Origin of the sequence: Christiangramia sp. LLG6405-1 (genome assembly GCF_045055805.1) — a bacterium.
GTDB lineage: Bacteria > Bacteroidota > Bacteroidia > Flavobacteriales > Flavobacteriaceae > Christiangramia.
The window spans coordinates 1,731,547-1,744,709 of the sequence record NZ_CP159330.1 but is presented as its reverse complement, the minus strand read 5'-3'; the positions used below and the strand labels follow the sequence as shown (position 1 = coordinate 1,744,709).

Sequence of the window (13,163 nt, the reverse complement as noted above, 5' to 3'; positions counted from 1 at the left end):
GAAGGAGACACTAATGGTCTCCTTTGTTTTTTAAGGTCTACAAAATAGGATTCTAGATTATGACAAAACCATCTGTAATACTATCTTTGCTGGCTGAAAAAGACTAATCCATGAAGATTTCATACAACTGGCTAAAACAGTTTATTAAACTACCTGAAAATGCAGAGACTACCGGAGAACTTCTAACAGATCTTGGTCTGGAAGTAGAAGGTATTGATACTTTTCAAAGTGTAAAAGGAGGTATGGCTGGCGTTGTAGTTGGTCACGTTTTAAGCTGTGAAGCTCATCCGAATGCAGACAGGTTGAACCTCACCAGGATGAATCTTGGAAATGGCGAAGAAGTACAGATCGTTTGTGGTGCTCCAAATATCGCAGCAGGACAGAAAGTTCCGGTAGCGACTATTGGTACTGTATTATATGATGAAAAAGGTGAAAGCTGGGAGATCAAAAAAGGAAAAATTCGTGGTGAAGAAAGCTATGGAATGATCTGTTCTGAAAAAGAACTTGGTTTAGGCCAGAGTCATGAAGGTATTATGGTGATGGATAATGAGCTGGTTCCCGGAACTCCGGTTGCTGAGCTTTTTGAAGTAGAAAACGACGAAGTTTTTGAAATTGGCCTTACACCTAACCGAGCAGATGCAATGAGTCACTGGGGTGTTGCCCGGGACTTAAAAGCAGGTTACCAGCAACAGGGAAAATTTCTTGAACTTATCACACCGTCAGTTAGTAGTTTTCATGTTGATAACAGAAGTTTAAAGATTCAGATAAAAGTAGATGATTCTAATCTTGCTCCTAGATATTGCGGAGTAACGATATCTGATGTAAAGGTTGGTGAATCCCCGAAGTGGCTTCAGAATAGATTGAAAGCAATTGGACTTGCTCCAAAGAACAATATCGTGGATGCTACCAATTATGTTATGCATGAACTTGGACAGCCACTACACGCGTTCGATGCAGGTAAGATCGCTGGTAACGAGATCAATGTTAAGACCGTTGAGGCAGGAACTAAATTTACAACATTAGATGAAGTCGAGCGCGAATTACATGCTGAAGACCTCATGATCTGTGATGCTGAAAAACCTCTTTGTATCGCCGGAGTATTCGGCGGACTTGGAAGCGGTGTGACCGAAGGTACTACGCAAATATTTCTTGAAAGTGCGTATTTCAACCCTGTAAGCGTTCGAAAAACCGCGAAAAGACACTCGATCAATACCGATGCTTCCTTTAGGTTTGAAAGAGGAATTGACATCAACTCGGTAGAATATGCTTTAAAAAGAGCTGCACTGCTAATCAAGGAAATTTCCGGTGGTGAGATCACCAGCGATATTGATGATCTCTATTTCAAAAAAATCGAAGACTTCCAGGTTTTTCTAACCTTTGAGAAGGTTAACAAACTTATTGGAGAAAACCTTGAGGAAGAAACAATAAAATCTATTCTTGCTTCTCTTGAGATCAGAGTGAATAATGTTACAGAAACCGGGATGGGTCTTACGATCCCTTCTTATCGTGTGGATGTGCAGAGAGAGTCTGATGTGATCGAGGAGATCCTTAGAGTCTATGGTTACAATAATATCAAGTTTGGCGATAAACTAAGCTTATCTGTAGCAAATACCTCTAAATATGAGGATTATAAGATTCAGAATCTTATCGCTCAGCAGCTTATAGGTCAGGGATTCTATGAAACCATGTCTAACTCGCTAACCACGCCAGCTTATAATGACTTTAGCGATGATGCTAAAGATGAGTACCAGGTGAAAATGTTGAATCCGCTAAGTCAGGATCTTTCAGTTTTGAGACAAACAATGCTTTTTTCAGGGCTGGAAGCTATTAGTTACAATCTAAACCGAAAACGAGCTAATCTTCGCATTTTCGAATTTGGAAAGACCTATCATTCTTTTGTTAGTGGAAGGGAAGAAAAGAAACATCTTTCGTTGTTCATGTCTGGTAATAGAACTGCTGAGACATGGAATGCACCGAATTTCCCGGCTGGAAACTTCTTTTACCTGAAAGGAGTGATCGAATCGATTTTTCAGAAATTAGGAATTTTGAATACGCTTAAAACTAAGACCGGTAAAAGTTCTGTATTTTCTGAAAGCCTTCAGATGAGTACGAAAAAATCTAAACTGGTAGACTTCGGTGTGGTCAAAAGATCAATTCTGAAAAAATTTGATATAGATCAGGAAGTGGTTTACGCAGATTTTAACTGGGATGAAATCATAGAAGCTGCTAAACAACATCAGAATAAGTTTAGTGCTATTCCGAAGTATCCAAGCATGCGAAGAGATTTTGCTTTGCTTCTTGATAATTCTGTGACTTACGACGAGATCGATCAAATCGCAAAACAAACGGAAAAGAAATTATTAAAAGATGTAAGCCTTTTTGATGTTTACGAAGGTGAAAACCTTCCGGAAGGCAAGAAAAGTTACGCAGTAAGCTTTGTATTTCAGGACGAGAACAAAACGCTTACAGACAAGCAAGTTGATAAGATGATGAGTAAGCTTCAGTATAGATTTGAAAAGGAACTAAAAGCAGAATTACGCTAATATTCGCTACATAGTATCAAAATAAAAAAACCGTACATCGAATACGGTTTTTTTATTTCAAATCATTGTGAAATTACAGATCCTTAAAGATTTCATCCACATATTCACGAATCTCACGATCCATTCTCTTAGTTTCAATAGTCTCTTCGGAAGTTCCTCTCCACAAGATCTCGTTCGTTCTTCGATCTATTAGATCGATCACAATCGAGCGCTCACGATAGGGCACCTGCTTCACTCTGGATCCGCTAATTCTCTGTACCGTAAAATAGTTTTCGTACAGGTAATCTTCATAATAAGAACCAATAAAGAATCCCGGCTTGTAATATGGGTAATTCGTGTAGACAGGATTTGCGTTTACCGCCACCTTTTCATCGAACATTGGGTGAACATATACGAGAACATCAGGTTGTAGCTTATCAAGACTAAAACCTTCTTCTTTCATGTTCGCGTTGATGGTGGCAACAATCGTTGAATTGATCGCCTTATTATCCAGTTTACGATTCAGGATGGTATCCTTATTCGCCAGGAATGCATAAGTGTCATAAGATTTTAATTGTTTTAGATCGTCTTTTGCCGTTGGAGCACTACTTCCGCAAGAAGCCAGAGTAATTGCCACAATGCATATAACGAGAAATGTTTTCAAATTTTTCATAGCTTTTTTTTAGTAATTCTGAATGTAACCGGAAACAACATAATAGTAAAATTAAAGACCCGGTTTGACTTTTATTTAACTGAAAAAAGCGGCTATTAGCCGCTTTTTTCACAATTTCAGATATTCTGAATTATTTTGTTGGTAAAAGAACCGTATCAATTACATGGATTACTCCGTTTGATTGATTTACATCTGCAATAGTTACAGTAGCTACATTTCCAGCAGCATCTTTAATCTTTACATTCTTACCATCCATCATAGCAGTGATATCTGCACCACTTACTGTTTTGAAAGTTGCTTTCCCATTTCCTTTTTTGATAGCATTTATGATGTCTGCAGCTTTAAAGTCTCCTGCAAGTACATGGTATGTCAAAACTGACTGTAATTTGCTTTTGTTTTCTTCTTTTAGCAAAGTCTCTACTGTTCCTTCTGGAAGTTCTTCAAAAGCCTTGTTTGTAGGAGCAAATACTGTAAATGGTCCATCACTGCTCAATACATCTACCAGTTCAGCAGCCTTTACCGCAGCAACCAGAGTTGTATGATCTTTACTATTTACCGCATTCTCTACGATATTTTTTGTTGGGTACATTTCAGCTCCTCCAACCATTTTAGTGTCCTTTGCATTTTGTGCAATACCGCTAGTCGCGATGAATAAAAAACTTAGTAAACTTAGTAATTGTAACTTTTTCATAATTATTTATTTTGATTATGTATCTAAGTTACGCGTAGGCTGCTTCAACGGTTTTTAAATTGAAGGCAATTGGCATTCTTTTAACAAGATAGAACATCTCCTAAAGTTTTGATTATTAGCACAAAAAATGCAGTAAGTCGTTGTTAGTCTTGAGCTTAATAATTAATTTAGTACAGCTTAAAGACTATGAACATGAAGTTGAAAATATCCCGCACGAATCTACAGCATCAATTAAATAAAACACGGAGTAAACGTATCGATGAGAAGTTGATCATGGATGAGGTTCGCGAGATCCTGATACAGGACAACCTACGGGAAGAAACTATTCAGAAAAATCTCCAGGAAACACAGGAGCAGTCTAATGATCTTAATTTCGATCTGTTGGAATCAAACCGAATTTATCACAAAGATGATATTTATAAGTTATGTGTGATCTACAGACTTAGATTTCTGGATTCCGGACTGTTTAAATCTGAAATTCCTTACGAAGCGATCACCAGGATCAAAAGTCTGGAGAATGAACATGACACTATTTTGAAAGGTTTTAAGATCATCGCTCCTTCCAAGTTATTTAAACTGAAGAATGCTGATGATCCATTATTATTCGCTCCAATGGGAAATGATTATTATTACCTGGTTCATAAATGGGGAAATGATCTCCATCCTTTAAGAAGATTACTCATGTGGCCATTTAAAACCCTTGAGAATTTCCTTGCGCTATTACTTATCACCAGCTTTCTTACCGCTCTTTTAGTTCCCGATGGTTTATTTAGTCCGCAGCAATCCACTACTCAGTTTTTTATGATATTCTTTTTTATCTTCAAATGGTTTGCCGGGATCTCTATTTTCTATGGTTTCAAAATGGGAAAAAACTTTAGTACAGAAAATTGGGACAGCAAATATTTCAACGCTTAATTAAATTTTGATGAAGTAGCCGATTACTTCGGTATATTCGTATTTTGTAATCTTATCTTGTAAAATATGAGTACTTCAGAAGAATATAAAAGAGTCTATACCGGACCGGAAACAAATGTGCAATACCTGCAGGAACTTTTTGGCGAAAGCAATATCCACTCGAGAATGAGAAACGATGTAGAGTCGGCCAGACTTGCTGGTTTTGGTTCCACACACGGGATGGTTTTATTATTCGTTTTTGAAAAAGATTTTGACGAAGCTTTGAAGATCGCTAAGTCTACATTCCCAAATGACTTCGATAATGGATAATGAACTTGAAGAAAGACCTCAACGTAACAAATGGAATCTTATCCTTGGAATCGTCTTTATTTGCTACGGAAGCTTTAGACTCTATCAGAAATTAACTGCGATAGAAACCGATAATTTTGGAACTGCGATCGCCGCGGGATTTATTCTTTTCGGAATTTACGACCTATATAAATACTATAAAGGTGTTTAAAAAAAAGACCGGAAAATGCCGGTCTTTTTACTTCAATTTTTTCACTACCATTTAATTATCGCACTTCCCCAGGTGAAGCCACTTCCAAAAGCAGCCAGCACCACAGTATCTCCTTCTTTTACTTTACCCTGTTCCCAGGCTTCAGTAAGAGCAATAGGAATAGAGGCCGCAGTGGTATTTCCATATTTCTGAATATTATTATAAACCTTGTCATCTGCGAGCTTAAATTTCTGCTGAACGAATTGAGAAATCCTCAAATTCGCCTGATGCGGGATAAGCATATCAATATCTGAAACTGAAAGTCCGTTTTCCTTCAGCCCTTCATTGATCACTTCTGAAAATCTCTGGATAGCATTTTTAAACACGAACTGCCCATTCATATACGGATAGTAAGGAATATCATCTCCCTGCGGATTCTCTGAAATTATCTCTGGCACCCAATGATTCGTGCTTGGTCCTTTTAGTGACAATTCGAGTGCATGTTTCCCTTCAGAATGTAAATGTGTAGAAAGTATTCCCTGTCCGTTATGATCACTTCTTGTGAGTACAGCTGCTCCTGCTCCATCACCAAAAATAACTGAAACCGATCGCCCTCTGGTGGTAAAATCAAGACCTCCACTATGATTCTCACTACCAATTACCAGTACGTTCTTATACATTCCCGTCTTGATGAATTGATCTGCTACTGAAACTGCATAAATAAACCCGCTACACTGGTTACGAACATCCAAGGCAGGACAGGTATCTATCTCCAGCATCTCCTGAACCTGAACTCCACACCCAGGAAAATAGTAATCTGGACTTAGTGTTGCGAATACAATAAGATCTATATCGTCCTTTGAGATTCCAGCTCTTTCAATGGCAATATTGGCAGCTTTCACTCCCATGCTTGCAGTAGTGTTGCCATCTCCTTTTTTGATGTGTCTTCTTTCTTTAATTCCGGTACGCTCGGTGATCCACTCATCGTTCGTATCCATCAGTTTCGAAAGATCATCGTTCGTGACAACATTTTCCGGTACATATTTTCCTAATCCTGCAATTTTTGTTTGATACATGGGTAAAAATTATGATATTAAAAATAATTCTTATTAAATTTAATGAATTTGCGAAAATTCCGACGCGCAATATAAGAAACATTAACACTACAATTAAGCTTGTAATCATTTAAATTCAAATCTAAAATTCACATTATGAACCGACTTTTGTTATGTCTGGCGGGATCCTTTCTGTTCCTTAATGGAATGGCTGCTCAGGAAAACCTGGACTACCAGAAACCACCGCAGGAAATCCTTGAACTTATCGATGTTCCCCTGGCACCTTCCACTCTTATAGATAGTGATGCAGAAATGATGATCTTCCTGTACCGGGATCAATTTAAAAGTATAGCTGAACTAAGCGAAGAAGAATTACGCCTGGGTGGTTTGAGAATTAACCCCGTGACCAATATTAATAGCAGAGCACGTTATTACAATAACTTCAAAGTTAAATCTGTAAAAGTAAAAGAACCGGTACAGGTTAAGGGACTTCCGGAAAACGCTCGACTTACGAATTTTTCCTGGTCACCAGATGAAAGTATGATGGCATTTACTCATACTACAGATACTGGAGTAGAATTGTGGGTACTTGATATTGAAAATGCTGCTGCGAGAAAGCTTACCAAGGCCAATCTTAATGCGAATATGCGCAGCACCGTGAACTGGTTTAGAGATAATTCTGCTATTCTGGTCACTACCCTTCCTGAAGATAGAAAAGGACTAATTGACACCGAAACTTCGGTTCCCTCGGGTCCTACAATTTCGGTTAGCGATGGAAAAGAAGCCCAGAACAGAACTTATCAGGATCTACTGAAGAATCCTAATGATGAATATAATTTCGAACAGTTAGCCAGATCTGAGATCATGAAAGTAAATCTGGATGGTACAGTTTCGTCATGGATGGCTCCCAAAATGTATTCTGATATATCATTCTCGCCAGACGGAGAATATGTAATGGTTACACATTTAAAAAAGCCATTTTCATACCTGGTTCCATATTACAGATTCCCTTCAGAAACGAGTATATATGACAAGAATGGGAAACTAGTAAATATGATTAATGAAGTACCGCTCATAGAGGATCTGCCAAAAGGTTTTATGGCCGAAAGAGAAGGCAAACGAGATTGGAGTTGGAGAAGTGATCGTCCAGCGACCTTAACCTATGTTGTAGCTCTTGATGGCGGAGATCCTGAAAAAGAAATAGAATACAGAGATGAATATTTTCAACTTGAAGCGCCATTTAAAGGTGAAGGAAAATCCCTTATTAAACTTAAGAATCGTGCAAGCGGAATTACCTGGGGCGATGATGATACTGCCTTAGCGAACGATTACTGGTGGAATACCAGGAATACGAAAACTTATGTTTTTGATCCATCTAATGCCTCCCAGAAGCCAGAAATCATTTTTGACAGAAATTATCAGGATGTATACAGCGATCCAGGAAGATTCGTAATGTCCAAAAATAAATGGGGACGTTCTGTTCTTGAACTTGATAAATATGAAGCTTTCCTAATGGGTTCAGGTTTTACCGAGGATGGACAATTTCCATTCGTGGACAAAATCGATCTAAGTTCTGGAGAAACTGAACGTATGTACCAATCTGAACTAAAAGATCAAAAAGAAAGCCTGGTGGAAGCACTGGACATTGATAAAGGTGAGATACTGGTTCGTATTGAATCTTCTACCGAGTACCCGAATTACTTTATTAGAGATATAGATTCTAAGAATAAACTTACCCAGATCACCAATTTCAAAAATCCTTTCAAATCCCTGGAAGACGTTCATAAGGAAGTGATCACTTATAAGAGAGATGACGGTCTGGAACTAAATGCCACTTTATATCTTCCTGCCGGTTATGATATGTCTAATCCGGAAAAACTTCCTATGTTCATGTGGGCATATCCAAGAGAATTCAAGGATAAAAATTCAGCTTCTCAGAACACTTCCAATGCTAATGATTTTACATATCCATATTACGGTTCACCGGTTTATTGGGTGAATAGAGGCTATGTTGTGCTTGATGATGCATCGTTCCCAATTGTAGGAGAAGGTGATGAAGAACCTAATGATACTTTCAGAAAGCAATTGGTAGCAAATGCGAAAGCGGCTATAGATGCTGTGGATGAAAGAGGATTTGTAGATCGTGATCGAGTAGCCGTTGGCGGACACAGTTATGGCGCTTTTATGACTGCTAACCTGCTTTCTCATTCAGATCTTTTTGCTGCAGGAATCGCTCGAAGTGGTGCTTACAATCGTACCCTTACCCCTTTTGGGTTTCAAAGTGAAGAAAGAAATTACTGGGAAGCTCCGGAAATTTATAATACCATGTCTCCTTTCATGCATGCAGAAAAAATGGACACTCCATTATTGATGATCCATGGGGAAGCAGATAATAACTCTGGAACTTATCCTATGCAGAGCGAACGTTACTTTAATGCACTTAAAGGACTTGGAGCCACTGCAAGATTGGTGATGTTACCTAAGGAAAGTCATGGTTATAGCGCAAAGGAATCTGTACTGCACGTATTATGGGAACAGGATCAATGGCTGGAAAAATATGTGAAGAATAGAGAAATTGAATCTAATACTGAACAGCAGGAAGCTGGAAATTAATATTCTTTTCTCTTCGGAATAAAAAGCCCCCGGGATAATCCGGGGGCTTTTTTTGTACCAAAAAAGAAAGCGCAGCTGCTACCAACAACTACGCTCTCTTCAACCTAACCAATAAATCAACCATTAGAGGAGTCCCCTAAACTTATTAACCTCAACTTTAGCTTTGAGATCATGTAACAAATTATACAAACCGAAGAATGTTCTGCTCATATAAAGGAAATGCCTACTTCCTCGATTTCCATTCATACGACGTAATTCTGGGTCTTTAGAATATTTTTCGCTTAGCTGGGAAAGATTATCCCAGAATTCTTTATCTGTAAAATCGAATACTTCAGATTGATACGGAGTTGAAAACATTGAAAACATCTCGTAAAACATTTCAGAGAAAAACTTTCTCTCCTTATCTGTATCCTTTTCCTGAAGAATTTCCAGTTCCAATAATCTTCCGTGGAAATAATCTGAATTATCAAGATTAGTACGATCTGTCAATGAGAAATATGGAGTATAAAAATCATCTGGAATTTGTTTAATACAACCAAAATCAATGGCAATCAGATTATTCTCAGAATCCACCATGAAATTTCCCGGATGTGGATCTGCATGTACCATTTGTAGTCCGTGGATTTGGAACATATAGAAATCCCAAAGCGCCTGTCCTACTTTATCTGCAAGCTCCTGTGAGGTATTCTGTTTTGAGAACTCACTAAGATGCATTCCATTCATCCAGTCCATAGTAATAATCCTTTCGCTGGAAAGATCTTCATAATACTTCGGAAATTTGATATTAGGAATGTGTGCAGCTGCCTTGGAAATGTGTTTACTCTGCTTCACTTCCAGAATATAATCTGTCTCCTCCAGAAGTTTTCCTTCAACTTCCTTAAAATACTTTTCAGAATCTTTTGCTGAAAGATTGAACATCTTAAGAGCAATTGGTTTTACCATCGCAAGATCTGAACTGATACTATCTGCAACCCCCGGATATTGGATTTTCACAGCAAGTTTTTTCCCATCTTTTGTCGCCTTGTGTACCTGACCGATACTGGCGGCATTAACCGACTGGGTTGCAAAAGTATCATATAGTTCTTCCGGATATGCTCCGTTATATTTCTTAAAAGTTTTTCTTACTAATGGAGCTGAAAGTGGCGGCACACTAAATTGCGCCAGGCTAAACTTTTCTACGTACGCACCCGGTAGTAAATTCTTCTCCATAGATAGCATTTGAGCTACCTTTAAAGCGCTCCCCTTTAGACTTTTAAGTCCGTCATAAATATCTGTAGCATTATCCTCATCCAACTCATCGCGTGTTAATTCAGAATTGAATGCCTTTTTGCCGTAATATTTGATGTAATTCCCACCAATCTTAACACCGGTCTGAACCAGTTTGCTGGTACGGCCTATCTTGCCTGTCGGAATTTTATCTATAGTTTTCATATTCTTTTAATTAGGCCATTCGTTCTTTCCATAAGAACTTTCCGAAGTCTACCACACGCTCCAAAGGAGTGTTATCGAATAGATCAAATACGGTATGTACAGATTTTTCGATTGCGACGTCTGTACTTTCAAAAGATGGGGAATTATCCTCCATCCAGAATTTTAGCAGGAATAAGAATTGAACCCATACTCCTTCGCTAAAAATGCTTTCACTCTGCTCGAATAGTTTAAACGATTTTTCACTATTACCATCAGAAATTAATTCCTTGGCGAAACTGCGCATCTTCCTACGTAAACCTTTAAGTTGTTCAAGGTTTTTCATTCGATCCTTATGCTCACTAAGTGCGTAGAGTACGTAACTTCTGTTTGCAGTTAAAACTTCAAAGAATGTATAGAAAAATGTGAGTAGCTTTTCACGATTACTGAAGGAGTGATAATCTGGTGACTTCTCCATGACAGATAGAGTATTATCAAAAAACTTATCCCAGATCTTCTTTCTTAAACCATCAAAACTTCCGAAGAATTCGTAAAACTCCTGTTCGGTTATATCATTTTCCTTCGCAAACTTATATACACTTCTCGGAGTACTTTCATTCACAAGTACGTAATCCATGTAAATCGCTATTAACTTGTCCTCACTTGGCTTCTTCTTCACCTTACTATTTCCTGTTGCCTTTGCCATAATTCTTATTTCTTTTTCAAAGATACTACTTTGTTTAAGTATTTAGGCTATTCGATAAACAAAACTTTGTTAAAAGTTCTCATTCAGCTAAATACAATGGCTTAGACGTATTTTTACGTGTTTCATTACATAGGGTGTCAGTTTGACAGCAAAGCATTATTGGTATTTTTTTTGAATCTCTCAAACCGAACAAAATTTTAAATCAAATTATATGGCAACCGGAAAAATAAATGTGTCTGTTGAAAACATATTTCCGCTTATTAAAAAGTTTTTATACAGTGATCATGAAATCTTTTTAAGGGAGCTGATCTCAAATGCAACCGATGCGACTTTAAAATTAAAGCACCTTAGTAGTCTAGGTGAAGCTAACGTTGAATACGGCAATCCTACGATAGAAGTAAAAGTTAACGAGGAAAACAATACGCTGCATATTATTGATCAGGGTATTGGGATGACGAAAGAAGAGGTTAAGAAATATATCAATGAAGTTGCCTTTTCTGGAGCTGAAGAGTTTCTTGACAAATACAAAGACTCTGCAAAAGACAGTGGAATAATAGGCCATTTTGGTCTTGGTTTCTATTCTGCTTTTATGGTAGCGAACAAAGTAGAGATCCTAACTAAGTCTCATAAAGATGAACCTGCGGCTCACTGGATTTGTGAAGGTACTACAGAGTTCACACTTGAAGATGCTGAAAAAACCACTCACGGGACTGAAGTGATCCTTCATATTAACGATGAGGATAAAGAATTTCTGGAAGAGAATAGAATCCAGGAACTTCTGGTGAAGTATAATAAGTTTATGCCTATACCAATTAAGTTTGGTACCAAGGAAGAAACCATACCTCTTCCTGAAGATGCTAAAGAGGATGCTAAGCCGGAAACAAAAACCGTTGATAATATCATCAACAATCCAAATCCTGCGTGGACAAAGCAACCAACAGATTTAGAGGAAAAAGACTATAATGATTTCTATAAGGAATTGTATCCAATGCAATTCGAAGATCCATTATTTCATATCCACTTAAATGTAGACTATCCTTTTAACCTGACAGGAATCCTTTATTTCCCGAGAATGGCTCAGGATATGAATATCCAGAAGGATAAAATCCAGTTATACCAGAACCAGGTTTATGTAACCGATAATGTGGAAGGTATAGTACCGGAATTCCTTACGATGCTTCGTGGAGTGATTGACTCTCCAGATATTCCACTAAACGTATCAAGGTCTTATTTACAGGCTGATGGTGCCGTAAAGAAAATATCGAGTTATATCACACGTAAAGTTGCAGATAAACTGAAAAGCTTATTCAACAATAATCGTGAGGATTTCGAGAAAAAATGGAATGACATTAAGATCGTGATCGAATACGGAATGCTTTCAGAAGATAAATTCTTTGAAAAAGCTGATAAATTCGCGTTGTATCCAACAACGGAAAACGAATTCTTCACTTTTGAAGAGCTAAAAGAAGCGATCAAGGATAATCAAACCGATAAGGATGATAAATTGGTTGTTTTATATGCTTCTAATAAAGATGAGCAACATAGTTATATCCAGGCAGCTAAAGACAAAGGCTATAAAGTGCTTCTACTGGACAGTCCTATAGTCTCTCACCTGCTCCAAAAGCTTGAAACCTCTCATGAAAACATCTCATTTGTAAGGGTAGATTCAGATCACGTTGATAATTTGATTAAAACTGATGATGAGAAGATCTCGAAATTATCTGACGAAGAAAAGGAACAGCTGAAAGGTGATTTTGAAAAAGTAATTCCTGCGGAAAAGTATACGATCCAGATGGAAGCGATGGACAGTACTGCCGCGCCATTGATCATTACTCAACCGGAATTTATGCGTAGAATGAAAGAGATGCAGCAAACCGGTGGTGGTGGTATGTTTGGAATGGGTAATATGCCTGAAATGTATAATCTTGTGGTTAACACCAACCACGAGTTGATAAATACTATTCTAAACACCAAAACTGAGAAGAAACAACAACGCTTAATCAAGCAATCGCTTGACCTGGCAAGATTATCTCAAAATCTTCTGAAAGGTGAAGAACTCACCGATTTTATTAAAAGAAGTTTCGATATGGTAAAGTAATCACT

11 protein-coding genes are annotated in these 13,163 nt (G+C 37.8%); 6 read left to right on the top strand and 5 right to left on the bottom strand.

Features of this window, described 5'->3' with window-relative positions; translation table 11 throughout:
• Nucleotides 1-110: 110 nt before the first annotated feature.
• Nucleotides 111-2,543: a phenylalanine--tRNA ligase subunit beta gene (gene pheT / locus ABVM50_RS08125; RefSeq protein WP_405198112.1), complete on the top strand. Its 2,433-nt coding sequence runs from the start codon at nt 111-113 to the stop codon at nt 2,541-2,543.
• Nucleotides 2,544-2,616: 73 nt separating this feature from the next.
• On the opposite strand, the gene ABVM50_RS08120 is transcribed toward pheT, so the two are convergent.
• Together ABVM50_RS08120 and ABVM50_RS08115 are read right to left on the bottom strand one after the other, a co-directional pair.
• Complete coding sequence (locus ABVM50_RS08120) at nt 2,617-3,195, bottom strand: DUF4136 domain-containing protein (RefSeq protein ID WP_405198111.1); 579 nt, start codon at nt 3,193-3,195, stop codon at nt 2,617-2,619.
• Nucleotides 3,196-3,325: 130 nt separating this feature from the next.
• Nucleotides 3,326-3,886 (bottom strand): fasciclin domain-containing protein, encoded by a 561-nt coding sequence (locus ABVM50_RS08115; RefSeq protein ID WP_405198110.1) that lies wholly within the window; start codon nt 3,884-3,886, stop codon nt 3,326-3,328.
• A gap of 192 nt (nt 3,887-4,078) precedes the next feature.
• Between ABVM50_RS08115 and ABVM50_RS08110 the strand changes: the two genes are divergently transcribed.
• From ABVM50_RS08110 to ABVM50_RS08100, 3 genes are all read left to right on the top strand, one after another.
• Nucleotides 4,079-4,801 carry a hypothetical protein gene (locus tag ABVM50_RS08110; protein WP_405198109.1) on the top strand — a complete coding sequence of 241 codons (723 nt, stop codon included), beginning with the start codon at nt 4,079-4,081 and terminating at the stop codon, nt 4,799-4,801.
• Between the two features lie 66 nt (nt 4,802-4,867).
• Complete coding sequence (locus ABVM50_RS08105) at nt 4,868-5,110, top strand: DUF2007 domain-containing protein (RefSeq protein ID WP_405198108.1); 243 nt, start codon at nt 4,868-4,870, stop codon at nt 5,108-5,110.
• Nucleotides 5,103-5,300 carry a hypothetical protein gene (locus tag ABVM50_RS08100; protein WP_405198107.1) on the top strand — a complete coding sequence of 66 codons (198 nt, stop codon included), beginning with the start codon at nt 5,103-5,105 and terminating at the stop codon, nt 5,298-5,300. Before ABVM50_RS08105 ends, ABVM50_RS08100 begins: the two co-directional genes overlap by 8 nt.
• 44 nt (nt 5,301-5,344) lie before the next feature.
• Here the strand turns inward: ABVM50_RS08100 and ABVM50_RS08095 are convergent, their stop codons facing one another.
• Complete coding sequence (locus ABVM50_RS08095; protein ID WP_405198106.1) at nt 5,345-6,355, bottom strand: 3-oxoacyl-ACP synthase III family protein; 1,011 nt, start codon at nt 6,353-6,355, stop codon at nt 5,345-5,347.
• A 135-nt stretch (nt 6,356-6,490) separates the two neighbouring features.
• Between ABVM50_RS08095 and ABVM50_RS08090 the strand changes: the two genes are divergently transcribed.
• Complete coding sequence (locus ABVM50_RS08090; RefSeq protein WP_405198105.1) at nt 6,491-8,947, top strand: prolyl oligopeptidase family serine peptidase; 2,457 nt, start codon at nt 6,491-6,493, stop codon at nt 8,945-8,947.
• 123 nt (nt 8,948-9,070) lie between these two features.
• On the opposite strand, the gene ABVM50_RS08085 is transcribed toward ABVM50_RS08090, so the two are convergent.
• Both ABVM50_RS08085 and ABVM50_RS08080 read right to left on the bottom strand, forming a co-directional pair.
• Nucleotides 9,071-10,378, bottom strand: a complete 1,308-nt coding sequence (locus tag ABVM50_RS08085; RefSeq protein WP_405198104.1) for an ABC1 kinase family protein — start codon at nt 10,376-10,378, stop codon at nt 9,071-9,073.
• 10 nt (nt 10,379-10,388) lie between these two features.
• Nucleotides 10,389-11,060, bottom strand: coding sequence for a TetR family transcriptional regulator C-terminal domain-containing protein (locus tag ABVM50_RS08080; protein ID WP_405198103.1), 672 nt, complete (start codon nt 11,058-11,060; stop codon nt 10,389-10,391).
• 211 nt (nt 11,061-11,271) lie between these two features.
• On the opposite strand from ABVM50_RS08080, the gene htpG reads away from it, so the two are divergent.
• Nucleotides 11,272-13,158 carry a molecular chaperone HtpG gene (gene htpG / locus ABVM50_RS08075; RefSeq protein WP_405198102.1) on the top strand — a complete coding sequence of 629 codons (1,887 nt, stop codon included), beginning with the start codon at nt 11,272-11,274 and terminating at the stop codon, nt 13,156-13,158.
• Nucleotides 13,159-13,163: the final 5 nt, after the last annotated feature.